The organism is Kribbella jiaozuonensis (assembly GCF_005233875.1).
Classification (GTDB): domain Bacteria; phylum Actinomycetota; class Actinomycetes; order Propionibacteriales; family Kribbellaceae; genus Kribbella; species Kribbella jiaozuonensis.
The window spans coordinates 38,035-63,229 of sequence record NZ_SZPZ01000005.1 but is presented as its reverse complement, the minus strand read 5'-3'; the positions used below and the strand labels follow the sequence as shown (position 1 = coordinate 63,229).

Genomic DNA, 25,195 nt, shown 5'->3' with positions numbered 1-25,195 from the left:
CCGGGCACGTCCGGCGATAGCCGGAAAGGATGCACCGCGCTGAGCGGGGGGTGGGTGGGCAGCGTGCGGAGCGGCTGCGCTGAGGAGCGCAGCGACGAAGAAAGCGTCCGCGTAGCACGCGGGGGCCTTCTCTCACCCGATCCGCGTGTGGTTCATATGCCAGTTAGCCGTCCAACTCTTGCCCCCATCCGTCGAGAACGACTGTTCCCACGACGCCTTGTCGATGCCGCGGTTCCACAGGAACCGGACGTCGATCGGTTGCCCGTCCCACTCGTCCGGCCCCTCGAACGTGCCGACGTCCCCGTCGAACGAGCCGATGACCGGTGTCTCCAGATGCCCGCGTTCGCTGTTGATCCAGTGGATTGCCCACGTGCGTGACGTCCGGTCGTACAGCCGGAACGTCGCACCCCGGAACCCTTCAGTCGGGTACCACCCCTCATCCACGCTGATCGCCCCATCAAAATACGTCGTACCCTCCAGCTCCGCGTCGAACTCGTGCCACTCGAACGGCTCCCCAAGCACCGGCCGGCGCCGCAGGTTGTGGAACGACCAGCGGCCGGTCAGGAAGTCGAAGTCGTCAGTCATCTTCGGTACGTCGAGAGCCGGCGGCGGATCAGACCGCCGGGTGAAGTCCATGATCCAGTTGGTTTCCCAGGTCTTGCCGCCGTCGCTGGAGTACGCCTGCTCCCAGTGCGCCGTCTTGTCGGTGATGTCCGACCACTCGTAGCTGCACAGGATCGGGAACCCGTCCAGCGAGTCCTCCCCGACGAGCCGGCAAGTAGTACCGTCCGCGGACCAGCCGCCACGCACCGGCGGGTACAGCGTCATCGTGGTGCTGTTGACCCACCAGATGCTCCACTGCTTGGCCACCGGGTCGAACACCCGCAGCGACAGCCCGTACGACCCCTTCGTCGGGAAGCGCATCTCGTCGATGCTGATCTGGCCGTCGAAGTACGTGTGGGCGGTCGTGGTCCCGTCGTACTCGAGCCACTCGTCGCAGTCGGCGAAGGCCTGTTTCAGCGTGCGGTGGTGGACGTCGAAGTACCCGTTGAGGAAGTCGAAGTCGCCGGTGACCTTGTTCCATGTCGTCATGCAGCAAGCCTCCAGCCAATACCTGACAACCGATGGCAGCGATAAGCACTAACCTGAACAGCATGCGTTCGAGCCGGCTGTTGTCGATCCTGCTGTTGCTGCAGACGCGCCGACAGCTGACGGCGCGTGAGCTCGCGGACGAACTCGAGGTGTCGCTCCGCACGATCTACCGCGACGTCGAAGCGCTGGCAGCGGCCGGGGTTCCCGTGTACGCCGATCAGGGTCGCGCCGGCGGCTATCGACTCGTCGAGGGGTACCGCACCAAGCTCACCGGCCTGACTGAGCAGGAAGCGGCCGCGCTGTTCTTAGTTGGTATGCCGGGCGCAGCCGCCGCGCTCGGCCTCACTGCGGAGACCAGCGCGGCCGAGCTCAAACTGCTCGCCGCCCTCGCGCCCGACCAACGCGACCGCGCCGGCCGCCTCAAGAACCGCTTCCACCTCGACCTGCCCGCTTGGTACCAGGACGCCGAGGACTCGCCGCACCTGTCCGCAGTCGCCGACGCCGTGCTCCACGACCGCCGGATCAAGGTCCTCTATCGCCGCTGGGAAGAACCGCGCGAGGTCGAGCGCCTCCTCGAGCCGCACGGCTTGGTCCTCAAGAACGGCAGCTGGTACGTCGTCGCCGCGACGCCCCGAGGTCTGCGCACGTACCGCGTCTCCAACATCCTCGAGCTGACGCCGACCGAGGACAGCTTCGAGCGGGATCCGGACTTCAACCTGACCCAGTTCTGGCAGGACCACCTCGAAGGCTTCGACCGCGTCCGGTACACCGACGAGGCCGTCGTCCGAGTCTCCGCAGGACTCGCCGCCAGGATCTACGACGTCTCGTTCCCGAGCCTGGTCAAGGCGGTGGCGGCCGCCGAACCGGAGCCTGACGGGAGCGTCGTGGTGACGATCCCGATCGAGTCGATCGGCAACGCGGCAGCCTCACTGAGCAGGTTCGGAGCATCGGTCGAGGTGCTCGAGCCTCCCGAACTACGGGCAGAGCTGGCGAATCTCGGCCGCGCGCTCCACGACCTCTACTCCTGAGCCAACTCTTCGTTGGCCCGCTGGCCGGCCTCGGTACTGCGACGCAGGAAGTCGGCGATCAGCTTCAACTCCGGCTCGGAGTACTCGGCGAGTACGTCGTCCATCGCGCCGATCATCGGCTGATACACGCGGAACACCTCCATCCCGCGATCCGGCAGCACGCGGATCGTGACGCTGCGGCGGTCCGCCCGGGCGCGGTCCCGGGCGATCCAGCCGGCCTTCTCGAGCCGGTCGAGGATGCCGGTCAGCGTGGCCGGGTGCAGGCCGGCCTGACGAGCGAGCGCGCTCGGCGTGAGCGGTCCGCTGCGGGCGAGCACGTCGAGGCAGTCCAGGTCGACGTCCTTCAGTGCCAGCTTGCCGCCGACCTGATGGTTCAGCAGGGCGAGCTGGATCCGCAGGTCGCGGAGCGCGGCCTTGATCTCGTTGCCGGTACGCCGGTGGTGGCGTGCGTCACTCGGTTCTGTCTGTTCCATATATTATGATTCCCGTACTATATGAGTTACAGATCAGATTCACGATAGCGCAAGGAGACGCGGGATGAGGATCACGGTGTTCGGCGCGACGGGTGGGATCGGCGGTCACGTCGTACGGCAGGCGCTCGATGCGGGGCACAAGGTGACCGCGGTGGTGCGGAAGTCGTCGTCGTTCGAGGTGGAGCATCCGTCCCTCGAGGTGGTCCGGGTGGCGGGTCTGGACGATCCGGAGCCGCTGCGTGAGGCGCTCGACGGGAGTACGGCGGTCATCTCCGGCGTCGGCGCCCGCGGGCGGAAGGACGGGCCGGTCGCGTCGCGCAGTACGCGATCGATGCTGACGGCAATGGAAGCGGCCGGGGTACGGCGGTTCGTCGCGGTCAGCGCCGCGCCGCTCGGGCCGATTCCGGCGGACGAGAGCTTCCTGAACCGCCGGGTGGTGTACCCGATGATCAACGCGTTCGCGGCCGATGTGTACGCCGACCTGCGGCTGATGGAGGCGGCGATCATGAGCAGCGCCACGGACTGGACGATCGTGCGCCCGCCGAAGCTCAACAACAAGGCGCTCACCGGTCACTACCGCACGGTCGTGGGCGGCACGGTCACCAAGGGGTACTTCATCTCGCGTGCCGACGTCGCGCACTTGATGCTCGCCGTACTCGACGACCCGGCGACGATCGATCAGCCGGTCGGAGTGTCGTACTGATGACGCGGTTCGTGCGTTCTGCGAGCTTGTTGTTCAGCGGGGTGTTCGCCGGATTTCTGGTGTGCGTGCTCGTGCTCGAGAACTCGTTGCGCGGGTTCGATGCGTCGGTCTACACGCAGACCCGGTTGGTGGAGCTGGACTCGTTGGACAAGTTGGCCTCGGCAACGTTGATCCCGGAAATGATCACGACCGTGGTGCTGGCGATCCGGGCTCGGGGCAACGATCGGCGGATGGTGCTGGTGGCGGTCGCGTTGCTGGCGGTCGTGTTCGCGACCACGTTCGCGATCAACCTGCCGATCAACTCGGACCAGTCCGCCTGGTCGGTGCCGACCCCGCCGTCCGATTGGGCGAGCGTCCGGGATCGATGGCAGGTCGCCCACGCGATCCGTACGGTAGCGGCGGTCCTCGCCTTCGGTGTGCTCATCGTCGCCAGTCAGGTCGGCGCGACGGTCCGAGGTCGCGTGCGACGCGTGACCGCCGCCGTGGGGGTGTGACTAGGCGAGGAGGTCGTGGGGTACGGCGTGGGCGGTGCCCCTGTGCCCGGTGGTGGTTCGGGCCATGGTGAGCGAGTTGAGCAGCGCTTCCTCGAATGATTCCGTGACGGCTTGGAACGGGCCGCGGAGATCGTTGTCGGCGTAGCCCGGGGTGCGGTTCGTGGTGAAGGCGATCGCGTAGTCGCCGCTCCCGGGCGCGAAGTCGGAGCCGACCCGGCCCATCGCAAACACCGCCCGCCGCGCAAGCCGGCCCAGCTGCCGGGCGTCGAGCGGAAGATCCGTGGCCACGACGATCATGCAACTGTTGCCATCAGCATCAAGAGGCTTCGCGGGGACAGGTCGCCCGAGCACCGTCAACAAGCCGGAGAAGTTCGATTGCACAATCGCTCCTACGGTGCCGGACGCCACAAGGCGGGAGGACGTGCCGATGCCGGCTTTGAAGCCGAGGGCGGTGGTGCCGGTGCCGGCTCCGGCGCAGCCTTCGAGGGGGAGGTCCGACGAGGCAGTGTCGAGGGCGGCGTGGACGTGGGCGGGTGTGATCGGGCGGCGGCGGATGTCGGACAGGTAGGCGTCGTTGGTTTCGCCGACGATCGGGTTGAGGCTCGTGGCGCGAGGGTCGCGGTCGAGGAGCCAGGTCAGCAAGGCGTCGGCGACCCGGAAGGTGCTCAGGGTGCCGGTCAGCAGGATCGGGGTCTCGATCACGCCGAGCTCGTCGACCTGGGTGGTGCCGATGAGCTTGCCGTACCCGTTGCCGACAGCAACAGCTGCCGGCAGCGTCCCGGCGTACCCGTCGGGGACGATCGCGGTGACCCCGGTGTTCAGCCCGTCGCCGGTGAGCGTGGTCTGGCCGACGCGGACGCCGGGGACGTCGGTGATCGCGTTGAGGGGACCGGTGGGCAGGGTGCCGACGATGACGCCGAGGTTGCGGACTCTCCGGGGATTCTGCATACGGATATCGTCGGCCACATGCTCCAGCACCTCGCCGCCCGGGTCTGGCTCTACCCGCACGACCCGGACCCCGATGCGATCCGCCCGTCGGTCGCCGTCATCGCCGACGACCGCGGCTCGGTCCTCGTCGACGCGGGCAACAGCCCCGAGCACGCCCGAGCCATCCGTACGGCGATCACCGCAGCAGGACTGCCCGCGCCGAGGTGGCTCGTCTACACCCACCACCACTGGGACCACACCTGGGGCGCCTCCGCCTGGGACGATGTGACCGTCATCGCCCACGAGTTAGCTGTCGACCTCCTGACAGCCGAGGCCGGCAGACCGTGGAGCCACCAATACCTCCACGACGAAGTCGAGGCCAACCCCAAGCTCGGCCCCAGCTTCCGCGCCCGAGCGCTCGCCGTACCCGACTGGACCGATTTCCGGATCGTCCTCCCCGACCAGACGCTCGGCGACACCCTCACCCTCCCGACCGGCGTCGTACTGCGCCACGTCGGCGGGAACCACGCCCCCGACTCCCTGATCGCCGTGGCCGATGGGGTCGCCCTCCTCGGCGACGCGTTCTACCCGCCGCCGTACCACCTGCGCACGCCCGACGACACCATCGATTACGCCATGGTCAAGCAACTCCTGTCCGAGCAACACGACTGGTACGCCGACGCGCACTCAGCGCCGCGCACCCGATCAGCCGCGCTCGCTGGGGCCTAGCGGAGACCTGTCGCCGACGAACCACAAGTGCCCGAACGGATCCAGGAACGACCCCTGCCGATGCGTCCCCCACGGCACCGCGTGATCGCGGACCGGGTCGAAGCTCCCGTCCGCGCCCGCCTCGACGGCACGCCGTACGAAACCGTCCGGATCGTCCACGAACATCTCGACCCGGACCGTCGGGGCGCCGGTCGCCGCGGGTGTTTTCCAGATGTTGTCCCCGGGTTCGCCGAGGAAGATCGGGGCGCCGTTGACGCTCAGCCCGATCACACTGCCGAGGTTCCAGAGCTCGACCGCTCCGAGCGCCTCGGCGTACCAGGCCGCGGCCGCCGGCGCGTCCGGCACGGCGAGCATCACGGAGATCTGCGCGAATCCGTCCATGGCTCCAGTAACCCACAGACGAGCCGCGGAGAGGTCCGATCGGCGGACCTGGGGGCGGGGGAGGGTGACCGGACCCCGTAGGCTGGGCGCGCGATGAAGAGTTTTGAGGAGCTGTTTGCCGAGCTGGGTGAGAAGGCGGCGACACGGCCGGAGGGTTCCGGGACCGTGGCGGCGCTGGATGCCGGCGTGCACGCGATCGGCAAGAAGCTGGTCGAAGAGGCCGCCGAGTCATGGATGGCAGCCGAGTACGAGGGCAAGGAGCGGGCCGCGGAGGAGCTGTCACAGCTCTTCTACCACGCTCAGGTGATGATGCATGCCCTCGGCCTGGACCTCGAGGACGTGTACCGACATCTGTAGGAGCCACCTCCACAGATGACCGGTTAACACCCCCAGAAAGGGCAGTCGCCATGCTGCGCGTCGCAGTACCGAACAAGGGCTCGCTGAGCGAGGCCGCCACCGAGATGCTCGTCGAGGCCGGCTACAAACAGCGCCGTACCACCAAGGACCTCACACTCACCGACTCGGCCAACGAGGTCGAGTTCTACTACCTCCGCCCGCGGGACATCGCGGTGTACGTCGGGGAGGGCACTCTCGACGTCGGCATCTCCGGCCGTGATCTCGTGCTCGACTCGCACGCCGACGCGGACGTGATCATGGGCCTCGGGTTCGGCTCGTCCACGTTCCGATTCGCCGGGCGGCCCGGGGTCGCGGACTCCATCAAGGACCTGGCCGGCAAGCGCATCGCCACGTCGTACGCCGGCGTACTGCAGGACCACCTGGCCGAGAACGGCGTCGACGCATCCGTGGTCCGCCTGGACGGAGCGGTCGAGTCGGCCGTACAGCTCGGGGTCGCCGACGTGATCGCCGACGTGGTGGAGACCGGTACGACGCTGCGCCAGGCCGGGCTCGAGGTGTTCGGCGAGCCGATCCTGAAGTCCGAGGCCGTGCTGATCAAGCGGCACGGCGTCGAGAACCCGCCGAACGGAATGCACCAGCTGGTACGCCGGCTCGAAGGCGTCCTGATCGCGCGGAACTACGTGATGATGGACTACGACATCCGCGCCGAGAACGTCGACGCGGCCACCTCGGTCGCGCCCGGCCTGGAGTCGCCGACGATCTCCCCGCTGCACAAGCAGGGCTGGGTCGCCGTCCGGGTGATGGTGCAGCGTGCCGAGGCGCAGCGCCTGATGGACCAGCTGTGGGAGGTGGGCGCCCGTGCCATCCTCACCACAGACATCCACGCCTGCCGGATCTGACATGAGCGACAGGCTCTTCACCTTCCATCCGCGGATCCTCGCGCTGATGGCCGGGGTGATGGGCCTGTCGCTGCTGGCGGTGTTCGGGGTGATCTGGGTCCGGTTGCCGGCCGAGTCGCGGGATTCGTTCAGCTGGTTCCAGCGGATCACGTTGCTGGTGTTCTTCGGGGCGATCCTGTGGATCCTGTACCGGATGACGACGCTGCGGGTGACGGCGTACGCCGACGGGCTCCGGGTGCGGAACGTGTTCAAGTCGTACACGCTGACCTGGGCGGAGATCAGCGGACTGCGGTTCCGGCCGGGGGACGCGTGGCTGCAGCTGTTCGATGCCGACGGCAACCGGATCGGCATCCTCGCGGTCCAGGCCGCGGAAGGCGCCCGGGCGAGCCGCGCCGCGAAGGAGCTCGCGGCGGTGGCTCGCGACCACGGTGCCGGAGCTAACCGGCCACCGAAAAGCTAGTCGTGTGCGATTCGCCCGGCTTCAGGACGACCAGGTCCTGACCGGTGATGAACGCGTCCGGCGGACACGTCATCGGCTCGACCGCCAGCGCCGTACGCCCGACCGCTTCGCCGGTGAACAGCTGCATCCAGGGTGTGTCACTGGTGAGCACCGACCGGGCGCCGCTGTCGGGATCCGTCAACGAGACCGACCAGGCGCCACCGAGTCCGGTGAAGGCGTTGTCGATCGACGTCGCCCCGATCCCCCGGCCGTCGCTGAAGTCGAACTCCGATCCGGCGACCGGTGTCAGGCCGACCGGCTGCATGCGATCCGCGGACACCTCCAAGCGGTCGGCGGCGGTGAACTCGAGCACGCATTCGTCGATCGGGCGGCCGACGCTGAGATACGGATGTGCTCCGTAGCCGTACGGCGCCGCGGACCTGCCAATGTTGGTGGCAGTCGCGGTGACAGTCAGGCGATCGGTGAGGCGGTAGTCGAGGCGGAGGTCCAGCTGGTGGGGGTAGCCGGGCTGGCCGTGGAGGCGATGGCCGACGACCAATGCCGCCGGGTCTGAGCCGTCGTCCACGCGGAGCCAGTTGGCCCAGCGGGTCAGTCCGTGGATGGCGTTCTGGCGGGCCGGCTCGGTCAGGTACAGCTGCTGGGCGACGCCCTCGAACGTGTACTTCCCGTCGGTGATCCGGTTCGGCCACGGGAACAGGTGCTGCCCGATCCCCGCGTGCGCCGCCTCGTCCTCGCCGTACCCGAGCAGGACCGGGTGTCCGTCGTACGTGAGCCCGCGCAGCCCACCGCCGACGCTGACCACTGTCGCCTCGTACCCGCCGCCGCGGAGGACCCACTGCTCACCCGATGGGGAAACATTCATGGTCCAATCCTGACTGACGCTGTCCATCCTGGGCGAACCCGTTCGTGGTGATGCTGTAGACACGGGTGAACAGGAGGTTCCGATGAAATACATGCTGCTGATCAACGCCGGGGAGCTCGACACGGAGAACGCGCCGGTCGGATGCGAGCCGGAGGACTGGATGCGGTTCGACAAGGAGATCACCGACTCCGGGGTCGTGGTCGCGTCGGAGTCGCTGGCCGATCTGGTCACCGCGACCCGCGTCCAGGTCGCCAACGACGGCAAGCGGACCGTGACGGACGGACCGTTCGCCGAGACCCGCGAGGTGCTCGGCGGGTTCTACGTGATCGACGTACCGGATCTGGATGTCGCGCTGGACTGGGCCGCGAAGTGCCCGGGCTCGCGGGCCGGCGGGTCGGTTGTGGTTCGGCCGGTCGCGGAGTTCTGAGGATGGACCAGGTCGAGGCGGTCTTCCGGGAGGAGCGGGGCCGGCTGCTGGCCGCGCTCGCCCGGCGGTTCGGGGACCTCGACCTGGCCGAGGAGGTCACCTCGGAGGCGATCGAGGCGGCGCTGGTGCGCTGGCCGGTGGACGGCGTACCGCCGAACCCCGGCGGCTGGCTGATGACGACCGCCAGGCGGAAGGCCGTCGACCGGCTCCGGCGTGACCAGGTGTACGCCGCGAAGCTCGCCGTACTGCAGGTCGATATGGACCGGGCTGCGCCGCAAGCGACCGGGGACGAGTTGCCGGACGAGCGGTTGCAGCTGTTCTTCACCTGCACGCACCCCGCGCTCGCGGCCGAGGACCGTGGCGCGTTGACGCTGCGCTGCCTGGCTGGTCTGACCACGCCGGAGGTCGCGCGCGCGTTCCTGGTCCCGACCGCGACGATGGCGAAACGGATCGTCCGGGCGAAGCAGAAGATTCGCGATGCGCGGATCCCGTTTCGCGTGCCCGGCCCGGATGAGCTGCCGGAGCGGCTGCCCGGCGTACTGCAGGTCGTCTACTCGGTCTTCACCGAGGGGTACGCCGCAAGCTCGGGACCGTATCTGCAACGTCTCGACCTCGCCGAGGAAGCGATCCGGCTGGCCCGGATCCTGCACCGGCTGCTCCCCGCCGAGCGCGAGGTGACCGGTCTGCTCGCCCTCATGTTGCTCGTCCACGCCCGCCGCGACGCTCGCACCGGGGCAGACGGGTCATTGGTCTTGCTCGAGGACCAGGACCGCAGCCGCTGGGACCACGAGCTGATCGTCGAGGGCCGCGACCTGGTCGTCACCGCGCTCACCGGCGGAGCCGGACCGTACGCCGTCCAGGCCGCGATCGCCGCGCTGCACGACGAGGCGGCCGACTTCGCGGACACCGATTGGGCGCAGATCGTCGCGCTGTACGACGTACTGCTGGAACTGGATCCGTCGCCCGTGGTCGCGCTCAACCGGGCGGCCGCGATCGCGATGCGCGACGGCGCCGAGGCCGGCCTCGCACTGCTCGACGAACTGGCCGACGAACCACGGCTGCGCGAGTACCACCCGTTCGCCCTCGCCCGGGCCGACCTGCTGCACCGTCTCGGACGCTTGCCCGAGGCAACTGCGGCGTACGAGCGCGCGCTCCGACTGGCCGGATCCGAACCGGAACGGGCGCACGCACGTGACCGGCTGGCGTCGATAGAGCAGACTTGACCGCCATGGAGACCGTTTACGAGGCGGCGGGTGGGTCCGAAGGCATGCTCCGGCTGGCGCGAGCCTGGCACGAGCGAGTGATGGCCGACGAGGTCGTCAGCCATGCGTTCCACGGTGACGTCGAGCCTGATCACATCGAGCGGCTGGCGGCGTACTGGGCCGAGGCGCTCGGCGGGCCGGAAGGCTACACCGGTGTGTACGGCGACGAGGCGTACGTCGAGCGGCGACACAGCGGGAACGGCGAGCACGACGAGATGAACCGGCGCGCGATCGAGCGCTTCGACGAGGCGATGACGGATGCCGAGCTGACCGATCCGAAGCTCCGGCAGGTCCTGCACGACTACTTCGCCTGGGCGACGTTCACGACGATGTACCACCACAACACGGCAGACATTGCCGATGATCTGACCGTCCCGCGCTGGTCCTGGGACGGTCTGCAGACGTGACGGACCGCCTCTCGAGGCTCGCCCGCAGCTGGGACGAGGCAGCCGAGGGCTACGAGCAGTACTTCGTGCCGCGCTTCGCGCCGTGGGTGCAGGCTGCTGTCGACGCCTTGCATACCATACCGTTTGGTACGGTCCTCGTGCCCTGCTGCGGGACCTTTCCCGAGCTCGAGCTGCTCGCTCCACGCTTCCCCAACCGGCGGATCGTCGGCATCGACCTGTCCACAGAGATGGTCCGCCTGGCCGGCCTCCGCGCCGCGGGACGTCCGGGCGTCGAGGTGATTCAGGGCGATGCGGCCGCGCTTGACCCGGCCTGGTCCGCGGCCGCGGTCGTGTCCGTCTTCGGGCTCCAGCAGTTGCCTGATCCTGCTGCAGCGATCCGCTCCTGGTACGACGTACTTCGTCCCGGCGGCCGGCTCTGTGTCGTCTACTGGCCTGAGTTCGCCGAGGAGACCGGTCCGTTCGCGCTCCTGGACGAGGTGATCGACGGGCGGCGCGACCGCTCGTGGGAGGACGCGCTGATCCCGGCCCTAGGCGGTGCCGTGGTCGAGCGGGACGAGCTCGTGTCGTACCCGATGGTGCATCCCGACGCAGCGGCGTACTTCGATGCGGCCGACCGCTCGGGCCCGCTGCGCGCCACGGCGTTGGCCCGTGGCGACGAGTACATCGCGAGGCTGCGGGCGAGCTACCTGGCGAAGGCACCCGCGGGGGAGTGGATCCACCATCCGCAGGCGCGGTTGATCTCGGCTACGAAGCCGCCGAGTCGTGCGGAGGCAGTGCCACCGACTTCGTGACGAGTTCCACCGTGGGGTCGAACGGGATGGCCGGGTCGCCGTCGACGATCACATGGGCGCGTGAGCGGGTGGCCTGCTCGGCGAAATGGTCGCGCTCCCAGCGCATCCACTCCAGCCAGTGGTCGCGGAGGGCCTCGCCGTCGCGGTCGATGCCACGCTCCAGGCGGACCTCGTTCGACGTCTCGACCCACAGCCGCAGCGATTGCCAGTGCGCCGCGTCCCGGTCGCAGGCGGTGACACCTTCGACGATCAGCAGGTCCACGGTGTTCGGTACGACGTGCAGCTCGGCGTACGCGCCGACGTACCAGTCGTAGCGGCGGTAACGGCCCTCGCGGCCGTCGGCGAGCCGTTGCAGCACATGGTCGCGGAGCAGACCGAATCCACGCTCGGCTCCGGTCCAGCCGTCGTACAGATCGTCCATGTGGATGACGTACGTGTTCAGGTCGCGCAGCTTGGCCCGGGCTTCGAGCGCGGCGGCGACGGTGGTCTTGCCGGATCCGGCGGGTCCGTCGATGCCGATCAGCCGGGTGCTGCCGAGGCCTGCCGGTCCGGCCAGAACGTTGTCGAGCAGCAGGTCGATGGTCAGGGGCGAGCTGTGGTCAGCGGCTGTATCGGAGGCTTTCCCCACCCCACCACCCCGGTCAGGGTCAGTTGATTCCATGGCGCTTCAGAATGTCCTCGATCTCGTCGAACTCCGACGATTCCTGCTGCTTCGCCTTCCCCTTTGACGGCTTGGCAGCTTTGGCGGTGGTGGCCGACGCGGGCGCTGGGCCCGTCGTGGTCAACTCACCCGCGGGCGAGGCGGGCTTCTTCTTCTCGGCCTTCTGGTTCCCCCCACGACCCCGGGCCACACCTGACACGACGTACAGCACCACCGAGACGCCGAACAGCGCGACCCCGGCCCAGACGGTCGGCGAGAAGATCAGGTGGGTGACCCAGCTCACCGTCGAGCGGACCACGTCCCAGACCAGCTCCAGCAGACCGGTCAGGTACAGCGAGACCGGCAGCAGGGACCAGGCCACGCCGCGGGTGCCGGCTGCCACCCCGCGTCGCCGCCAGGCGAACCACGAGCCGATCAGACCGAGCAGCGTGAGGCCTACGCAGAACGGCAGCAGCGTCAAATCGTTGAAGTCAGGCACATACCCAGGCTCGCACAGTCCCGCCCGGAACCAAGAGGGGAAGAGCCCTGACGCACCCCTGAAAGAGACCTCCGGGGACAATATCCGCATGCAACCAGAGCGCCGCTTGGCCTTCACCGGGTTCGACAACGACGACGGTACGGCGGACCTCGCGCTCGCGACCGCGCTCGCGGAGGGTGACGAGGGCGCGGTGCTGGCGGCGCTGGCAGGACCGACCGGGGCGCGGCTGCTGGTGCCGGTGGTGGCGATGCTCGGCGAGGTCGAGTACGACGAGAACGGGCTCGCGCACGACAAGACCTCGGACATGGCCGTCGCGCTGCTCAAGGGACAGGACGGGCGGAACGCGCTGCTCGCGTTCACCGGCACCGAGAGCCTGGCCCGGTGGAGCCCGGAGGCGCGGCCGATGCCGGCCCAGGCGCAACTGGTCGCGACCGCGGCGATCCAGGAGGGCGCGGCCGCGATCGTGCTCGACATCGCCGGCCCGGCCGCGGGTGTGATCGAGACCGACGACGTACGCCGGTTGGCCGCCGGCCTCCAGGTGGTTCGCCTGGAGGACGGCGGCTACGGGTGGATCGAATCAGCCGACGGGTGAGCTGAGCGCGTCCATCGGCTTGGCGCGCATCGCGATGCGACCGGTGATCGCTGTGGTCGGGAGGACCAGCAGGAGGACGACCGCGATCCACGCGACCAGGACCCACACCGGACCGGACGGGATCGGCCAGCCTCGGGTTGCCACCGCGATCGGGAGGACCGTGAACGCTGCTGTGATCAGACCGCTTGCCAGCCCGAGTGCTGCGATGAGCAGGCCCTCGAGACCGAGCATGCGGGAGACCTCGCGGCGGGTCGATCCGGTCAGGCGCTGCAGTCCGAATTCGCGGCGGCGGTCGAGTACGGCGACTGCGATCGTGTTGACCGAGGCGATGGCGGTGTAAGCGACTGCGATCGCGGCCAGCAGGTAGCCGATCCACGCGTCTACGCCGAGGCCGGTGTCCAGTCCGTCGGCGAGCAGCTCGCGGCCGCCCATCGTCGTACCGGGCCATTTCGACAGGTCCAGGTGGAGCTTCTCGTCGGTCTTGAGGACCAGCTGGCTTGGTAGGCCGGTTGTGGTGTGGGCGGCCAGCAGTTGTGCGGGGAGCAGGAGGGATTGGTAGCCGGACGGGCCTTCGGCGAGTGCGACCACCTTGACCTTGACCAGTGCGTCGTCGCCCAGCCGCACCCCGATCTCGGAGCCGACGTCGACCTTGAGCTTCTTCGCCGTACCTGGTGGCAGGGCGATGGTGTTGCCGGTCAGGTCGTTGAGCGAGCCCTTCGTCACCTTGTCCTTGTAGATCGGGCCGCTGAGCCCGAGGAGAGGCCAGGCGTCGCTGGTGTGGGAGGTGTCGTACGGCTCCTCGATCCAGCCTTTGCTGCGGACGAGTTCGGACGATGCGGTGACGCCGGGTTGTTCGCTCGCTGCTTTGGTGAGGGAGGCGGGGATGCCGCCGGTGATGACGACGTCGCCGGACAGGTTGCTGGTGAAGGCCTCTTCGGCAGCCTTCTGTTGGGTGGTCTGGGAGTAGATGTTGCCTACGGCAATCGCTGTGGCGATGGTGATCGGGACCAGGATCGCGCCGAACTGGACTGCGCGGACGCGGAGGTTGATGACCGCTAGGACTCCGCTGGTGCCGCGGTTCTCGACGTACCGGGTGATGCGGGGGATCAGGGCGCGTTGGATCACCAGCGGGGCGAGGATCGCGACGGCGATCGAACCGGTCAGGCCGGCCGGGCCGCCGATCGCGGCTGCGTTGGTCGGACCCATGAACGGGGTCGAGAGGGCGATCGCCACGGTGGCGCCGGCGAAGACCAGGCCGATGATGATGCGGATGCGGCTGAGGGCGACGTTCGGTACGGCGGCCTCGGCGAGGGCCTGGATCGGGCGGATTCAGGCGGCTCGGCCGGCGGCGAATCCGACGGTGATGCGCAGTACTGCGAACGTCAGGATGGCTGCGCCGGCGAACGGGAGCGGGCCCTGGTCGTACCGGAGCTGGGGCGGAACGATGCCGCCGTCGGCGAGCAGGCCGAAGATCCAGTTGCCGGCGAACCGGCCGGCCAGTAGGCCGATTGCCAGCCCGATGAGGCCGACCAGCATGGTCTCGGCGATCACCATCTTGCCGACCTGCCGCGGGGTGGCACCGCTTGCCCGCAGCAACGCGAGCTCACGACGACGCTGGCGGACGGACAGCCCGATCGTTGCCGATACCACGAGCGCCATGACCGCAGCCACCATCCCACCGAAGACGCCGGACATGATGATCAAAGGCAGACTCGTAGCAATCCCTTGGTACTCCGCGACACCGCGGTCGTCGCCGGTGTAAGCCTTCACACCTTGGGGCAGTTCCAGCTGCTTGGCCAACTCCCGAGCCGACATCCCGTCCGCCGGAAACACGCCGATCGCGTCCACCCCGGCCGGCACATCCCCATCCGCAAAGAACACCGCCGGCACATCAACCCGATGCCCAGCCCGCGCAACCCCAGCCAACACCAGGTCCCGAGGCTCGCCGCCCACGGTCACCGTGACGTGGTCACCAGGCTTGGAGGTGCCGACCAGCCGCTCGTCGAGCACAACCTGCCCGCCAACCGGAGCTCTCCCGATCATCAGCTGATACGGGGTAAGCCCCGCCGAACTCCACGGGTGGCCGGCAAGCCCACTCGAACCTGCGCCGGAGGAGCCGCCCGCCCGACCCGCTCCTGCTCCGGAGGAGCTGCGCGGGCTGCTTGTGACTGTTGCCGGGAACGACCTGTCGGCGATCGCCTTGGACACGCCTGGGGCGCCGGTGAGCTTGGTGACCAGCGACTCGTCTACGCGGTGGCGTTCTGGGAAGGCGGCGGAGCCGCTGCCGTTGGGGGGATGGTAGGCGGGGTCGCCTGCCACCACGATGGGGGCAGCGGTCACGCGTTGGGGTGGGGCGTTGAGGCGTAAGGCGGTTTCCAGGAGGCCGCCGGCGGCGGCCAGGAGTGCTCCGCCGAGGAGGACTGCGACGAAGATCGCGAGGAAGGCGGCGGTGCGGTAGCGCAGGGTGGTGACGGCGAGGCGGAACATGTCAGATCTCCGTGGGTGAGAAGCGGCCGGCGCTCAGCTGGGCGAGTTCCGCGGCGACGGCCTCGGCGGTGGGACGGGCGGTTTCGGACACGATCCGCCCGTCGACGAGGAAGACCACGCGATCGGCGTACGACGCCGCGACCGGATCGTGGGTGACCATCACGATCGTCTGACCGAGCTCGCGGGACTGATCCCGAAGCAGCGTCAGCACCTCGAGCGCAGTGGTCGTATCGAGCGCGCCGGTCGGCTCGTCCGCGAACGTGATCGCCGTACGCCCAGCCAGCGCCCGCGCAATCGCCACCCGCTGCTGCTGACCACCGGACAACTCGCTCGGCCGGTGCTTCATCCGCGCATCGAGCCCGACCCGCCGGATCACCTCAGTCACCCATGCGTCATCCGGCGACTTCCCCGCCAACGTCAACGGCAGCACGACGTTCTGCCGCACCGTCAGCGCCGGCATCAAGTTGAACGACTGAAACACGAAGGCCACTGACTCGCGCCGCAGCTCCGTCAGCGCAGTCTCGTCCAGACCGCGAAGCGACCGCCCGGCCAACTCGACCTCACCGGAGGTCGGCACATCAAGCCCGGCCGCGCAATGCAACAGCGTGCTCTTGCCAGACCCGGACGGTCCCATCACCGCGGTGAAGGTGCCCGCCTCGAAGCCGTAGGTGACACCGGCCAGCGCCTCAACCGCGCCAGGCCCGGTGCCATACACCTTCCGTACGTCGCTCAGCTGGACGCTCATGGCGCGACCAGGACGTCGGACTTGCGGTGGTACGACTCGTTCGTCCACCACAGGATCGCGACGACCGCGCCGAGACCGAGGTCCGACCAGAGCCACCACGGTCCGTCGAAGTGACCGAACATCGCCAGCGCCACCCAGATCACGAACTGCACCACACAGGTCACCAGCCAGACGCCGGTGAACGCACGCAGCGCCGTGGTCAGCCCGCGAGGCGGAGTCGCGTCCGGAACGCCGGCCATGATCTTGCGCAGCTCACCGCGCGTCTCGGCGGTGAGCAGCTGCAACTGCCGCTCGCTGGCCTGTGAGGGAGCGAGGGCGGCCTGCCGTACGGCGCTGTCGAGCTTGGCGACCGCGGCGCGGCGGTCGGCGTCGGTCAGCTTGATCTGGTCGGGGGTCAGGAGGGGTTCGAGCAGCGTGTACATGATCTGGGTTCCTTTCCGGAGGTTCGATGTGAAAAAGCGTAGGGGTTGAACAGTTTCGGCCGCCCGCTGCTCAGGACCCGTTTCGAGGGTGGTGCTAGCACCCCTGTCACGCCCCTGGCGTCGTGCGTCAGGATGGAGACATGACCGAGGACCGCGGGGAGCTGCCGCCGGGGCTCGCCCTGTCCTGGGGTGTGCTGCCGGCGCAGCGGCGCGGGCCGAAGCCGGCGTTGTCGATCGAGCAGATCGTCGACACCGGCATCGAATTCGGCGACCGGGACGGGTTCGAGGCGATCTCGTTGCAGCGGATCGCGGCGCACCTCGGCGTCACCACGAACGCGATGTACCGCTATGTCCGGTCGAAGGAAGAGCTGATCGTGCTCGTGCACGAGAAGGCGGTCGGCCTGCCGCCCGAGCTACCGCAGGGCTGGCGCCCGGCCGCGATCGCGTGGGTCGACGCGCAGGTGAAGTTGTACGACGATCGCCCGTGGCTGCTCGACGTACCGATCCGTGGCGCGCCCGTCACGCCTAACCTGCTCCGCTGGGTCGAGGCCATGCTGCAGGCGCTCGCCGAGACCGGACTCAGCCAGCACGACAACCTCGGCTGCCTGATGCTGCTCGACGGCTACGCCCGCAACTACGCGAACCTCGCCCGCCAGCTCGGCTCGAGTGACAACACCCCGGTCCAAGCCGAACAGGTGGGCCGTTTCCTGGTCCCGAGGCTGATCGACGGCAACTACCCGATCCTGACCTCGATGTACACGAACCAGGAGTACGAGGACGGCCTCGACGACGACCTGGAGTTCGGGTTGGCGCGGATCCTCGACGGCATCGAAGTACTGATCGCCAAGCAGTAACGCGATCAGGGCAGGACGATGCGGACCGGGCCTGCCGTTCGGGCCTCGACCCAGTGCAGGTGGAATTCGCTGCCGGGGGCAACTTCCGGGCGCCGGCCCGGCTCGGTGCGGAGGTTGGCCGGCGCGGTCAGCGTGGTGGCATCCGGCGTGGACGGTACGCCGTTCGCCTTGACGTCAGCGATCACGTCGGCGAGGGCTTGGGCAGCGGGCTTGCGCTGGTGGTCGACGGTGAACAGACCCAGGTCGTATTCGCGGTCCGGGAAGTCGAGCAGGCTGCGGTCGATGTCGTGCGACGACCACCACGTCACGCCGTACAGCGCCGGGTTCGGAAGCACGATCTCGAGCGTACGGCGGGTGAACTCGGCCTGCAGATCCGTGGGGATATCCGGCCCGGGTACGCCGATCTCCTGCAGCCAGACGGGTCGCGCAGGGTCGAGTGAGGTGGCGCGGGCCAGTTCGACCAGGTAGTCGGCGTGGGTGAGTGTGGCCGGCCCGAGGGGACCGTCCACTCGTGAGACCCCGTTGAAAACCCACGAGTGGACAGTGCTCAGGTCACCCAGATCCACGGCGTCAACGGGGTGGAACGGGTGGTCGGCCTTGTACCAGGCGTCGTCGAACACGGAGTGCAGGGCGAGCACGTCCGGCGCCGCCTTCTTCAGCGTGGTCAGCAGATCCTGCGCCCAGGCCGTCGACGCATCCGGCGTGGTCGGGCTGTCGGGCCAGAGGTTGTTGACCTCGTTCCCGAGCGTGATCGCGAAGACGTTCGGCTTCGTCGCGACCGCGCGCGCCACGGTGTCGACGTACGCCGTGAGGCCGTCGCGGACCGTCGGATCCTCGAACAGGCTGCTCTTGTGCCAGGTCAGCACCCACGACGGGAGGAAGTCGAAGCTGGACAGGTGACCCTGGATCAGGTCGACCGCGACGGACAGCCCGTACTCCGCGGCGGCGTCGATCGTGTCGAGCAGATCCGCGATCGCGCGCTCACGGATGATCGCCCGGTTCGGCTGGATCCACGGCCAGACCGGGAACACCCGGACGTGGTCCAGCCCGATCGCGGCCAGGTCGGCGAAGTCCCGCCGTACTGCGGCGCCGTCGTAGTCCAGCCAGCTGTAAAACCAGCCGCTGGAGGGGACGTAGTTGGCGCCGAACCTGGGAACCGAAGGCATGCCGAGGATGCTAAATCGGTTTAGGCGCGAAGAGCAACATCACGCCGGGGGAGCGGTCGACTCACGGACCGTCAGCACCGGGTCAGCGGTGCGGCGGTTGATGACCGTCGTGGGGTCGGCGATGGTCTCGAGGAGCACCTCGGCGGCCTGGCGACCGAAGTCGAAGGTGTCGCGGGACAGGGCCGTCAGCGCAGGGTGCATGAGCTGGGTGAGGATCGAGTCGTCGAAGGCGACGATCGAGAGGTCGCCGGGGACCGAGACGCCCATCTCCATCGCGACGCCCAGGCCGGCGACCGCCATCACGTCGCTGTCGTAGACGATCGCGGTCGGCCGCACGGACTGCGAGAGCAGCTTGCGCGTGATCGCGGCACCCTCCGCGTCGCTGAAGTCCGTGGTCAACGACGGCGAATCCACCAGGCCCAGGCGGGGCGCCGCGTCGCGGACGGCGCGGATCCGGCGCTGGGTGTGCTGGAAGTTCGGCGTACCGGCGACGTGGGCGATCCGGCGATGGCCGAGCGCGGCGAGGTACTCCACGATCGAGAGCATCGCGTCGCGGTCGTCCGCCCAGACCGATGCCAGCGCGCCTTTGCCGCCGCGGCCGCCGATCACCACGGCGGGCAGCTCGAGTGCCTTGAGCTCGTCGACCCGCGGGTCCTTGACGGTGAGGTCGACCAGGATCACGCCGTCGACGCGGTGCTCCGAGGCCCACCGCCGATACACCTCGATCTCGGCCGCGGTGTCCTCGACGATCAGCAGTTGCAGCGAGATCGACTCCGCGGACAGGCCGGACTGTACGCCGGACAGCAGGTGCGCGAAGAACGGCTCGACCCCCAGCGTCCGGGCCGGCCGCGCGATCACCATCCCGACCGAGTCGACCCGCGACGCCCCGAGCGCCCGGGCCGCGCTGTGCGGCCGCCAGCTCATCTGCTCGGCGATCTTCAGGATCCGCTCCCGGGTCGCGTCGCTGACCCCGGGCCGCCCGTTCAGCGCGAACGACACCGCACCCTTGGACACCCCTGCCCTGGTCGCAATATCCGCAATCGTCGGTCTGGCCACACGTTCCTCCCTCACCCTTGACAGCGGATTCTACGATCCCCGATAGTGCAGGAGCTATACCGGTTTATCAAACCCAGGAGATTCCATGCGTAGACGCCGTCTGGCGCCGGTGGCCGCCCTTGCCGCCGCCGCTCTCACTCTGGCAGGTTGCGGCCTCGGATCCGAGGACTCCGGCAGCGGTGGCGCCAAGCCGACCGTCGACGCGAACGCCCAGGTGACCGGTGAGGTCAGCTTCCAGACGTGGGCGCTGAAGCCGAAGTTCACGTCGTACGTCGAGGGCGTGATCAAGGCCTTCGAGGCGAAGTACCCGGGCACGCACGTGACCTGGCTCGACCAGCCCGGCGACGGCTACGACAAGAAGGTGCTGAGCCAGGCGTCGGCCGGCCAGCTGCCCGACGTCACGAACCTCCCGCCGGACTTCGCCCTCAGCCTGGCCAAGCAGAACATGCTGCTCGACGTCGGCGCGGCCGACTCCAAGCTTGCCGACGAGTACGTCGAGGGCGGCGTACAGGCGTACCAGTACCAGGGGATGAACGGCACGTTCGGCTACCCGTGGTACCTGAACACCGACATCGACTACTGGAACGCGACCAAGTTCGCCGCGGCCGGTCTGGATGTGAAGAACCCGCCGAAGACGTTCGACGAGCTGCTCGCGGCCGCGAAGACGATGCACGACAAGACTGGCGGCAAGGAATACCTGATGTCGCGCCTGCCGGGCATCGGTGACTTCACCAACGCGGGCGTCAAGATCCTGTCCGACGACGGTAAGAAGTTCGTCTTCAACACTCCCGAGGCCGCCGCGCTGCTGGACAAGTACCGCGACGCGTACAAGGCCGGCTACATGCCGCGGGACATCCTGACGAACGAGTACCTGGGCAACTCCAAGCTCTTCACCCAGGGCAAGGTTGCCTGGACCACCGGTGGCGGCAACGCGATCCAGGACTTCCAGAAGGACAACCCGTCGCTGAAGGGCAAGGTCGTCCCGTCGCCCGCGCTCGACACCCCGCCGCTGTACGTACAGGGGCTGTCGGTATCAGCCAAGACCAAGAACCAGGCCGCGGCGATCGCGCTCGCCCGGTTCGTCACCAACGCGGAGAACCAGGCCGCGTTCGCGAAGATCGTCAACATCTTCCCGTCGACGAAGGCCTCCGCCCAGGACCCGTACTTCTCGAAGTCCGACGGTACGCCGGAGAGTGACGCGAAGGTGCTCGCGTTCCAGTCGCTGGCCAAGGCCAAGAACCTGCAGCCGCCGGTGATCAGTGGCGCGACCAACGACTTCATCGGTCAGCAGATCTCGCTCGCGATCTCCGGGAAGATCACCTCCCAGGCAGCCCTCGACGCCGCGGTGGCCAAGGCCAACCAGCTGCTCACGCAGTAATGCGGTATCACCGTTGGTTCACCCCGTGGGTGCTGGTGATCCCAGCACTCGCGTGGTTGCTCGTCTTCAACCTGTGGCCGTCGATCAACACCGTGATCCTGTCGTTCACGAACGCCAGGCCGATCGGCGGCGGCCACTTCGTCGGGCTGAAGAACTTCGAGACCCTGCTGCACGACGAGCAGCTGCGGTGGGCGCTGCTGAACAGCGTCATCTACATGGTGGTCTGCCTGCCGTTCCTCACGGTCCTGCCGCTGCTGCTCGCCGTACTCGTCGAGAAGAAGCTGCCCGGCATCACGTTCTTCCGTACTGCGTTCTACACGCCGGTGGTCGCGTCCGCGGTCGTGGTGGCGCTGATCTGGCAGTGGATCCTCGACGACCGAGGTTTGGTCAACGGGATGGCCGAGAAGCTCGGGTTCATCTCCGGGCCGCTGCCGTTCCTGTCCGACCAGTGGCTGTTGTTGCTGAGCGCAATCAGTCTGACGATCTGGAAGGGGCTCGGGTACTACATGATCATCTACCTGGCCGCCCTCGGGAACGTCGGACGTGAGCTGCACGAGGCGGCCGCGGTCGACGGCGCCGGGCCGTTCCGGCGGTTCGTGCACATCACGATCCCCGGCGTCCGCGGGACGATGATCCTGATCTCGATCCTGATCTCGGTGTCGGCGCTGCGGGTGTTCTCGGAGCTGTTCATCCTCAGCGGCGGCAAGGGCGGGCCGGGCGGGCGCGACAACTCGGTGGTGATGCTGATCCAGCAGTACAGCCAGGGTTTCGAGGGCAACCTCGGGTACGCGTCGGCGTTGTCGATCGTGCTGTTCTTCGTCACCGTCGTACCGATGCTGGTCCTGGCTCGCCTGAACCGCAGAGGAGCTGAAGCATGACGACTGTGACCGATCCGGTGCGCCCGGCCGATGTCTCGGAGGCGCCGCGTCCTGCTGGTCGTCGGCGGGGATCCTTCGGGTTCAACACGGTGTCGCCGCGCGAGAAGGTCGTGCGGTATCTGCTGCTGGTGTTCGTGCTGCTGATCACGATCGGGCCGTTCCTGTGGCAACTGTCCACGTCGCTGAAGGGATCCGGGGAGGACATCTACACCCGGATCCCGCGGCTGCTGCCGGCCCAGCCGACGTTCTCGCACTACAAAGAGGTCACCGACACGATTCCGGTGCTGGACTACGCGCGGAACTCGCTGGTCGTCGCCGTACTGGTTGTCGGCGGCAACGTGATCGGCGCGTCGCTGGCCGGGTTCGCGATCTCGCGGTTGCAGTTCCGCGGGCGCCGGATCGTGCTCGGGTTGTTCCTCGCGACGCTGGTGTTGCCGGGTGAGGTCACGATCATTTCGCAGTACGTGACGGTGCGGGAGTTCGGGTTGGCGAACACGCTGTTCGGGGTCGCGTTGCCCGGGATGATCGGGGCGTTGAACGTACTGCTGATGTACAACGCGTTCCGCGCCCTGCCGCTGGAGGTGGATCAGGCCGCGATCGTCGATGGTGCGAACGCGTGGCAACGGTTCGTGTACGTCGGTCTGCCGTCGGTCCGCGGAACGATCAGCGTGATCGCGATCTTCGCCTTCATCGGCGCCTGGGACGACTTCCTCTGGCCGCTGATCGTGCTCACCGACCCGAACAAGTACACGCTGACCGTCGGCCTCCAATACCTGTCCGGCACCTTCAGCAACAACCCCCGCCTGATCGCCGCCGGCACGATGATCGCCTTCATCCCGATCGTGATCGTCTTCGCCACCCTCCAACGCTTCTTCTTCAAAGGCGTCGAAGAAGGAGCCGTCAAGGGATAGCCCTCCGTGCCGGCTCCGACCCCGGGTGGGGGTCGGAGCCGGCACGGTTGTTGTCAGCGCACGAGGACGATCGAGTTGATCGGGGTGAAGTCGTGCGGTTCGGCCGGGCCCGTCCAGCGGTAGACCGGACCGCAGCCGGTGCCGTTGGAGCCCGTGCAGATTTGGAAGCCCGCGCCGCCGGTCTGGCTGTTGATCAGCGTCTTGGTGCCGATCACGTTCGACAGGTTGTGCGCGCCGTAGCTGTACCAGATGTTCTTGCTCAGGATGCTGCCGTTCGGCTCCTGCAGACAGACTGCCCCCGACGGGCACGCCGTCGCCGTACCTGCGGTCGCCGCGTCGGCGGTCGGCGCGAGCGCCACGCCCGTACCGATCACAGCGGCGGCGATTCCGGCGGCAGTCATCGCGATCTTGCGCATGCTTTCGTCCCCTCTTGTCCGTACGGTCCCCGGTCGGAGACCGCACTTCGAAGTTAGGAGACTTCCGCCGCGCTGTGGGGCGCTCCGGCCCGGTTTCGGTCTGCTCCGAAACGGGTTGCGATCAGGCCCTGCTACTTCACCAGCACGAACGAATTGATCGTGGTGAGGTCGGACGGTTGGGACTCGCCGACCCAGCGGTTCACCGGACCGCAGGGTGCGCCGCCGTTGTAGCCCTTGCAGACCTTGAAGCCTGCGTTGTTGGTCTGGTTGTTGACGATCACATGAAAGCCGATGACGCCCGACAGGTTGTGCGGGCCGAAGCTCCAGAAGATGTTCTTGGCCAGGATGTGCCCGTCGGTCTCACGGATGCAGACCGCACCCGTCGGGCACGGCGTCGCCGCCTGCGCGCTCGGCGTCAGCGCCAGCCCGATGCCGAGCACACCGGCCGCGATCCCCGCGGCAGTTGTCGCGATCTTGTGCATGCTGTTTCCCCTCGCGTCCGAGCCCTCCGATCGAAGGCTTCGGCCGCGAAAGTAGTCCGCGCGGGGTCTGCCACAGAGCCGCTTCGAAAGACTTCGAAGCGACCGTGCTCAGCTCATCCGCGTCTCGGCGAAGTCCAACCACCGCGCGGTGTCCGCCGGCCCGTGATGCCGAATCGACCAGTCGACCAGCCGCAAGCTCATATGCGCCCAGTACAACCGCAGCACGCCGGGTTCCAACACGCCCTCAAGCAACTCGTCAAACCACCCGAGCTCCGCGTCGAGCGGCGGTCGCGTCTCGGCGTCGAGCTGGGGTGCGGTGGGGTCGAGCGGCGGTCGCGTGTCGGCGTCGAATCGCAGGCGCGACTCGGCGTCGAACCGTAGTGTGACGAGGCCGAAGAGCCGGTCGCCGCGGCCGATTCCGTCCCAGTCGACAATGCCAGTCAGCTCGCCGGCCTCGTCGACCAGCACGTTGCCGGTGTGGAAGTCGAGGTGGACGAGGTCGTCGCCGGTCATCCCGCTCGGCTCGTCGCGGCCGACCTCGCGTACCCAATCGAGCAGCCGCCGCGTGCGACCGTCGTACCGCAGCAGAGACTCATGCAGGCAGAAACCCGGTCCGCTCTCGAGTAGATACATCGACGGCACCGGCAGATCAGCGCCCAGCCCCGCGAACCGATCGGTCAACGCGATCATCGCCTCGAGCAGCGCCCGGTCGACCACCTCAGGCGGCCACCCCGGCAGACGCTCCTGTACGACGGCAACCCCGTCCATCACCTCGGTCAACAACTGGTACTGCGGCACCGGCAACCCACCCGACCGCGCCGCGTCGAGGACCCTCGCCGTACGCCGCAGGTCGTCGAGAGACCCGAACCCGCGCGTGAGAACCCCGTCCCGCCCATCAGGCCACCGCACAAACCCGGCCCCAACCTCACCGGCAGCCGCCCGCCCGACGAACGTCAGCCCGACCCCCGATCGCTCATTCACCTGCCGAAGCAACTCCTGCGCATCGAGCTTGGCAACCGGCGCAGGCATCCCGTCATCAGACACGACCGCCGACCGTACTCGCGGTCGACCCCTGGCACCATCTGAATTGTTTGATGGGGACGTCAGCCCATCGCGGTACTACGCGCGACTCCTTCGTCGCCGCCCTCCGCGCCGCACCCGCCCACCCTCCGGCTATCGCCGGCGCATCCTTTCCGGCTGTCGCCGGACCTGCGGGCTACCGCCCGCACCCGTGCGCGCTACCGCGCGTGCGACCGCCCCGTGGTGCGGCTGGTTCGTATCCGTTGAGGTGGCTGCGATCAGCCCACCGCTGTGCTACGCGCGGCTCCTTCGTCGCCGTGCTGCGCCCCACCCCGCCCACCCTCCGGCTATCGCCGG

Annotated in this window: 32 protein-coding genes; 16 read left to right on the top strand and 16 right to left on the bottom strand. The window is 68.3% G+C overall.

Translation table 11 applies throughout. The features are described from left to right. Nucleotides 1-132: 132 nt before the first annotated feature. Entirely contained in the window at nt 133-1,092 is a 960-nt protein-coding gene (locus FDA38_RS42755; protein ID WP_202877960.1) for a hypothetical protein, read from the bottom strand. Between the two features lie 62 nt (nt 1,093-1,154). Between FDA38_RS42755 and FDA38_RS32330 the strand changes: the two genes are divergently transcribed. Then, nucleotides 1,155-2,120 carry a helix-turn-helix transcriptional regulator gene (locus FDA38_RS32330; protein ID WP_137257983.1) on the top strand — a complete coding sequence of 322 codons (966 nt, stop codon included), beginning with the start codon at nt 1,155-1,157 and terminating at the stop codon, nt 2,118-2,120. Here the strand turns inward: FDA38_RS32330 and FDA38_RS32325 are convergent. Next, a complete protein-coding gene (locus tag FDA38_RS32325) occupies nt 2,111-2,593 on the bottom strand; it encodes a MarR family transcriptional regulator (protein WP_137257982.1) in 483 nt (160 codons plus the stop codon). The two genes, FDA38_RS32330 and FDA38_RS32325, sit on opposite strands and share 10 nt — an antisense overlap. Nucleotides 2,594-2,657: 64 nt before the next feature. Here FDA38_RS32325 and FDA38_RS32320 point away from each other — a divergent pair, with 64 nt between their 5' ends. After that, nucleotides 2,658-3,296, top strand: coding sequence for an NAD(P)-dependent oxidoreductase (locus FDA38_RS32320; protein WP_137257981.1), 639 nt, complete (start codon nt 2,658-2,660; stop codon nt 3,294-3,296). Continuing rightward, nucleotides 3,296-3,790, top strand: coding sequence for an anthrone oxygenase family protein (locus FDA38_RS32315; protein WP_137257980.1), 495 nt, complete (start codon nt 3,296-3,298; stop codon nt 3,788-3,790). Before FDA38_RS32320 ends, FDA38_RS32315 begins: the two co-directional genes overlap by 1 nt. Here the strand turns inward: FDA38_RS32315 and FDA38_RS32310 are convergent, their stop codons facing one another. Then, nucleotides 3,791-4,738, bottom strand: a complete 948-nt coding sequence (locus tag FDA38_RS32310; RefSeq protein WP_137257979.1) for a P1 family peptidase — start codon at nt 4,736-4,738, stop codon at nt 3,791-3,793. It abuts the gene before it with no gap. Between the two features lie 18 nt (nt 4,739-4,756). Between FDA38_RS32310 and FDA38_RS32305 the strand changes: the two genes are divergently transcribed. Continuing rightward, on the top strand, nt 4,757-5,446 hold the full coding sequence (locus tag FDA38_RS32305) for an MBL fold metallo-hydrolase (RefSeq protein WP_137257978.1): 690 nt from the start codon (nt 4,757-4,759) through the stop codon (nt 5,444-5,446). Here the strand turns inward: FDA38_RS32305 and FDA38_RS32300 are convergent. Next, a complete protein-coding gene (locus tag FDA38_RS32300) occupies nt 5,423-5,827 on the bottom strand; it encodes a VOC family protein (protein ID WP_137257977.1) in 405 nt (134 codons plus the stop codon). The two genes, FDA38_RS32305 and FDA38_RS32300, sit on opposite strands and share 24 nt — an antisense overlap. A gap of 93 nt (nt 5,828-5,920) precedes the next feature. Here FDA38_RS32300 and FDA38_RS32295 point away from each other — a divergent pair, with 93 nt between their 5' ends. From FDA38_RS32295 to FDA38_RS32285, 3 genes are read left to right on the top strand one after another with little or no spacing between them, the layout of a single operon-like run. Continuing rightward, a complete protein-coding gene (locus FDA38_RS32295; protein ID WP_134109136.1) occupies nt 5,921-6,184 on the top strand; it encodes a phosphoribosyl-ATP diphosphatase in 264 nt (87 codons plus the stop codon). A gap of 50 nt (nt 6,185-6,234) precedes the next feature. After that, complete coding sequence (hisG, locus tag FDA38_RS32290; RefSeq protein WP_137257976.1) at nt 6,235-7,083, top strand: ATP phosphoribosyltransferase; 849 nt, start codon at nt 6,235-6,237, stop codon at nt 7,081-7,083. 1 nt (nt 7,084) lies between these two features. Beyond that, complete coding sequence (locus FDA38_RS32285; protein WP_137257975.1) at nt 7,085-7,543, top strand: PH domain-containing protein; 459 nt, start codon at nt 7,085-7,087, stop codon at nt 7,541-7,543. On the opposite strand, the gene FDA38_RS32280 is transcribed toward FDA38_RS32285, so the two are convergent. Further along, nucleotides 7,521-8,405 (bottom strand): aldose 1-epimerase family protein, encoded by an 885-nt coding sequence (locus FDA38_RS32280; RefSeq protein ID WP_137257974.1) that lies wholly within the window; start codon nt 8,403-8,405, stop codon nt 7,521-7,523. The two genes, FDA38_RS32285 and FDA38_RS32280, sit on opposite strands and share 23 nt — an antisense overlap. A gap of 82 nt (nt 8,406-8,487) precedes the next feature. On the opposite strand from FDA38_RS32280, the gene FDA38_RS32275 reads away from it, so the two are divergent. The 4 genes from FDA38_RS32275 to FDA38_RS32260 are packed head-to-tail and all read left to right on the top strand — an operon-like array spanning nt 8,488 to nt 11,292. Beyond that, nucleotides 8,488-8,832, top strand: a complete 345-nt coding sequence (locus FDA38_RS32275) for a YciI family protein (RefSeq protein WP_137257973.1) — start codon at nt 8,488-8,490, stop codon at nt 8,830-8,832. Nucleotides 8,833-8,834: 2 nt separating this feature from the next. Next, nucleotides 8,835-10,055, top strand: coding sequence for an RNA polymerase sigma factor (locus FDA38_RS32270; RefSeq protein ID WP_137257972.1), 1,221 nt, complete (start codon nt 8,835-8,837; stop codon nt 10,053-10,055). A gap of 5 nt (nt 10,056-10,060) precedes the next feature. Next, the gene (locus FDA38_RS32265; protein WP_137257971.1) at nt 10,061-10,501 is read left to right on the top strand and encodes a globin domain-containing protein; all 441 of its coding nucleotides are present in this window, start codon (nt 10,061-10,063) and stop codon (nt 10,499-10,501) included. Continuing rightward, the gene (locus FDA38_RS32260; protein WP_202877959.1) at nt 10,498-11,292 is read left to right on the top strand and encodes a class I SAM-dependent methyltransferase; all 795 of its coding nucleotides are present in this window, start codon (nt 10,498-10,500) and stop codon (nt 11,290-11,292) included. The genes FDA38_RS32265 and FDA38_RS32260 overlap by 4 nt, the downstream gene beginning before the upstream one ends. Here FDA38_RS32260 and FDA38_RS32255 read toward each other — a convergent pair. After that, entirely contained in the window at nt 11,246-11,920 is a 675-nt protein-coding gene (locus tag FDA38_RS32255; RefSeq protein ID WP_233715058.1) for a uridine kinase family protein, read from the bottom strand. The two genes, FDA38_RS32260 and FDA38_RS32255, sit on opposite strands and share 47 nt — an antisense overlap. 19 nt (nt 11,921-11,939) lie before the next feature. After that, a complete protein-coding gene (locus FDA38_RS32250; protein WP_137257968.1) occupies nt 11,940-12,431 on the bottom strand; it encodes a hypothetical protein in 492 nt (163 codons plus the stop codon). A gap of 88 nt (nt 12,432-12,519) precedes the next feature. Between FDA38_RS32250 and FDA38_RS32245 the strand changes: the two genes are divergently transcribed. Continuing rightward, entirely contained in the window at nt 12,520-13,023 is a 504-nt protein-coding gene (locus FDA38_RS32245; protein ID WP_137257967.1) for an SseB family protein, read from the top strand. On the opposite strand, the gene FDA38_RS43265 is transcribed toward FDA38_RS32245, so the two are convergent. From FDA38_RS43265 to FDA38_RS32230, 4 genes are all read right to left on the bottom strand, one after another. Next, on the bottom strand, nt 13,009-14,256 hold the full coding sequence (locus FDA38_RS43265) for an ABC transporter permease (RefSeq protein WP_233715057.1): 1,248 nt from the start codon (nt 14,254-14,256) through the stop codon (nt 13,009-13,011). The genes FDA38_RS32245 and FDA38_RS43265 overlap by 15 nt on opposite strands. A 96-nt stretch (nt 14,257-14,352) precedes the next feature. Then, nucleotides 14,353-15,510 carry an ABC transporter permease gene (locus FDA38_RS43260; protein ID WP_233715056.1) on the bottom strand — a complete coding sequence of 386 codons (1,158 nt, stop codon included), beginning with the start codon at nt 15,508-15,510 and terminating at the stop codon, nt 14,353-14,355. 1 nt (nt 15,511) lies between these two features. Beyond that, nucleotides 15,512-16,255: an ABC transporter ATP-binding protein gene (locus tag FDA38_RS32235; RefSeq protein WP_137257966.1), complete on the bottom strand. Its 744-nt coding sequence runs from the start codon at nt 16,253-16,255 to the stop codon at nt 15,512-15,514. After that, on the bottom strand, nt 16,252-16,677 hold the full coding sequence (locus FDA38_RS32230) for a DUF1707 domain-containing protein (RefSeq protein ID WP_137257965.1): 426 nt from the start codon (nt 16,675-16,677) through the stop codon (nt 16,252-16,254). The genes FDA38_RS32235 and FDA38_RS32230 overlap by 4 nt, the downstream gene beginning before the upstream one ends. A 140-nt stretch (nt 16,678-16,817) precedes the next feature. Here FDA38_RS32230 and FDA38_RS32225 point away from each other — a divergent pair, with 140 nt between their 5' ends. Then, complete coding sequence (locus FDA38_RS32225; protein WP_137257964.1) at nt 16,818-17,531, top strand: TetR/AcrR family transcriptional regulator; 714 nt, start codon at nt 16,818-16,820, stop codon at nt 17,529-17,531. A gap of 5 nt (nt 17,532-17,536) precedes the next feature. Here the strand turns inward: FDA38_RS32225 and FDA38_RS32220 are convergent, their stop codons facing one another. After that, complete coding sequence (locus tag FDA38_RS32220; protein ID WP_233715055.1) at nt 17,537-18,697, bottom strand: glycoside hydrolase 5 family protein; 1,161 nt, start codon at nt 18,695-18,697, stop codon at nt 17,537-17,539. A gap of 39 nt (nt 18,698-18,736) precedes the next feature. Beyond that, entirely contained in the window at nt 18,737-19,753 is a 1,017-nt protein-coding gene (locus FDA38_RS32215) for a LacI family DNA-binding transcriptional regulator (protein WP_137257962.1), read from the bottom strand. 85 nt (nt 19,754-19,838) lie between these two features. Here FDA38_RS32215 and FDA38_RS32210 point away from each other — a divergent pair, with 85 nt between their 5' ends. The 3 genes from FDA38_RS32210 to FDA38_RS32200 are packed head-to-tail and all read left to right on the top strand — an operon-like array spanning nt 19,839 to nt 22,920. Beyond that, nucleotides 19,839-21,131: an ABC transporter substrate-binding protein gene (locus tag FDA38_RS32210; RefSeq protein ID WP_137257961.1), complete on the top strand. Its 1,293-nt coding sequence runs from the start codon at nt 19,839-19,841 to the stop codon at nt 21,129-21,131. After that, on the top strand, nt 21,131-22,009 hold the full coding sequence (locus FDA38_RS32205; protein ID WP_137257960.1) for a carbohydrate ABC transporter permease: 879 nt from the start codon (nt 21,131-21,133) through the stop codon (nt 22,007-22,009). The genes FDA38_RS32210 and FDA38_RS32205 overlap by 1 nt, the downstream gene beginning before the upstream one ends. Beyond that, the gene (locus FDA38_RS32200; protein ID WP_137257959.1) at nt 22,006-22,920 is read left to right on the top strand and encodes a carbohydrate ABC transporter permease; all 915 of its coding nucleotides are present in this window, start codon (nt 22,006-22,008) and stop codon (nt 22,918-22,920) included. The genes FDA38_RS32205 and FDA38_RS32200 overlap by 4 nt, the downstream gene beginning before the upstream one ends. Before the next feature lie 53 nt (nt 22,921-22,973). Here FDA38_RS32200 and FDA38_RS32195 read toward each other — a convergent pair whose 3' ends face one another. The 3 genes from FDA38_RS32195 to FDA38_RS32185 all read right to left on the bottom strand — a co-directional run bounded on the left by FDA38_RS32195 (nt 22,974) and on the right by FDA38_RS32185 (nt 24,862). Beyond that, nucleotides 22,974-23,336 (bottom strand): hypothetical protein, encoded by a 363-nt coding sequence (locus FDA38_RS32195; protein ID WP_137257958.1) that lies wholly within the window; start codon nt 23,334-23,336, stop codon nt 22,974-22,976. Between the two features lie 131 nt (nt 23,337-23,467). Continuing rightward, nucleotides 23,468-23,818, bottom strand: a complete 351-nt coding sequence (locus tag FDA38_RS32190) for a hypothetical protein (protein WP_137257957.1) — start codon at nt 23,816-23,818, stop codon at nt 23,468-23,470. Nucleotides 23,819-23,926: 108 nt separating this feature from the next. After that, nucleotides 23,927-24,862: a phosphotransferase gene (locus FDA38_RS32185; RefSeq protein ID WP_233715054.1), complete on the bottom strand. Its 936-nt coding sequence runs from the start codon at nt 24,860-24,862 to the stop codon at nt 23,927-23,929. Nucleotides 24,863-25,195 lie beyond the last annotated feature (333 nt).

Excerpts from the sequence above, each read along its gene's own strand:
- FDA38_RS42755 (WP_202877960.1), bottom strand. The coding sequence starts at position 1,092 with ATGACGACATGGAACAAGGTCACCGGCGACTTCGACTTCCTCAACGGG.
- FDA38_RS32330 (WP_137257983.1), top strand. The coding sequence starts at position 1,155 with ATGCGTTCGAGCCGGCTGTTGTCGATCCTGCTGTTGCTGCAGACGCGC.
- FDA38_RS32325 (WP_137257982.1), bottom strand. The coding sequence starts at position 2,593 with ATGGAACAGACAGAACCGAGTGACGCACGCCACCACCGGCGTACCGGC.
- FDA38_RS32320 (WP_137257981.1), top strand. The coding sequence starts at position 2,658 with ATGAGGATCACGGTGTTCGGCGCGACGGGTGGGATCGGCGGTCACGTC.
- FDA38_RS32315 (WP_137257980.1), top strand. The coding sequence starts at position 3,296 with ATGACGCGGTTCGTGCGTTCTGCGAGCTTGTTGTTCAGCGGGGTGTTC.
- FDA38_RS32310 (WP_137257979.1), bottom strand. The coding sequence starts at position 4,738 with ATGCAGAATCCCCGGAGAGTCCGCAACCTCGGCGTCATCGTCGGCACC.
- FDA38_RS32305 (WP_137257978.1), top strand. The coding sequence starts at position 4,757 with ATGCTCCAGCACCTCGCCGCCCGGGTCTGGCTCTACCCGCACGACCCG.
- FDA38_RS32300 (WP_137257977.1), bottom strand. The coding sequence starts at position 5,827 with ATGGACGGATTCGCGCAGATCTCCGTGATGCTCGCCGTGCCGGACGCG.
- FDA38_RS32295 (WP_134109136.1), top strand. The coding sequence starts at position 5,921 with ATGAAGAGTTTTGAGGAGCTGTTTGCCGAGCTGGGTGAGAAGGCGGCG.
- hisG (WP_137257976.1), top strand. The coding sequence starts at position 6,235 with ATGCTGCGCGTCGCAGTACCGAACAAGGGCTCGCTGAGCGAGGCCGCC.
- FDA38_RS32285 (WP_137257975.1), top strand. The coding sequence starts at position 7,085 with ATGAGCGACAGGCTCTTCACCTTCCATCCGCGGATCCTCGCGCTGATG.
- FDA38_RS32280 (WP_137257974.1), bottom strand. The coding sequence starts at position 8,405 with ATGAATGTTTCCCCATCGGGTGAGCAGTGGGTCCTCCGCGGCGGCGGG.
- FDA38_RS32275 (WP_137257973.1), top strand. The coding sequence starts at position 8,488 with ATGAAATACATGCTGCTGATCAACGCCGGGGAGCTCGACACGGAGAAC.
- FDA38_RS32270 (WP_137257972.1), top strand. The coding sequence starts at position 8,835 with ATGGACCAGGTCGAGGCGGTCTTCCGGGAGGAGCGGGGCCGGCTGCTG.
- FDA38_RS32265 (WP_137257971.1), top strand. The coding sequence starts at position 10,061 with ATGGAGACCGTTTACGAGGCGGCGGGTGGGTCCGAAGGCATGCTCCGG.
- FDA38_RS32245 (WP_137257967.1), top strand. The coding sequence starts at position 12,520 with ATGCAACCAGAGCGCCGCTTGGCCTTCACCGGGTTCGACAACGACGAC.
- FDA38_RS43260 (WP_233715056.1), bottom strand. The coding sequence starts at position 15,510 with ATGTTCCGCCTCGCCGTCACCACCCTGCGCTACCGCACCGCCGCCTTC.
- FDA38_RS32235 (WP_137257966.1), bottom strand. The coding sequence starts at position 16,255 with ATGAGCGTCCAGCTGAGCGACGTACGGAAGGTGTATGGCACCGGGCCT.
- FDA38_RS32230 (WP_137257965.1), bottom strand. The coding sequence starts at position 16,677 with ATGTACACGCTGCTCGAACCCCTCCTGACCCCCGACCAGATCAAGCTG.
- FDA38_RS32225 (WP_137257964.1), top strand. The coding sequence starts at position 16,818 with ATGACCGAGGACCGCGGGGAGCTGCCGCCGGGGCTCGCCCTGTCCTGG.
- FDA38_RS32220 (WP_233715055.1), bottom strand. The coding sequence starts at position 18,697 with ATGCCTTCGGTTCCCAGGTTCGGCGCCAACTACGTCCCCTCCAGCGGC.
- FDA38_RS32210 (WP_137257961.1), top strand. The coding sequence starts at position 19,839 with ATGCGTAGACGCCGTCTGGCGCCGGTGGCCGCCCTTGCCGCCGCCGCT.
- FDA38_RS32205 (WP_137257960.1), top strand. The coding sequence starts at position 21,131 with ATGCGGTATCACCGTTGGTTCACCCCGTGGGTGCTGGTGATCCCAGCA.
- FDA38_RS32200 (WP_137257959.1), top strand. The coding sequence starts at position 22,006 with ATGACGACTGTGACCGATCCGGTGCGCCCGGCCGATGTCTCGGAGGCG.
- FDA38_RS32195 (WP_137257958.1), bottom strand. The coding sequence starts at position 23,336 with ATGCGCAAGATCGCGATGACTGCCGCCGGAATCGCCGCCGCTGTGATC.
- FDA38_RS32190 (WP_137257957.1), bottom strand. The coding sequence starts at position 23,818 with ATGCACAAGATCGCGACAACTGCCGCGGGGATCGCGGCCGGTGTGCTC.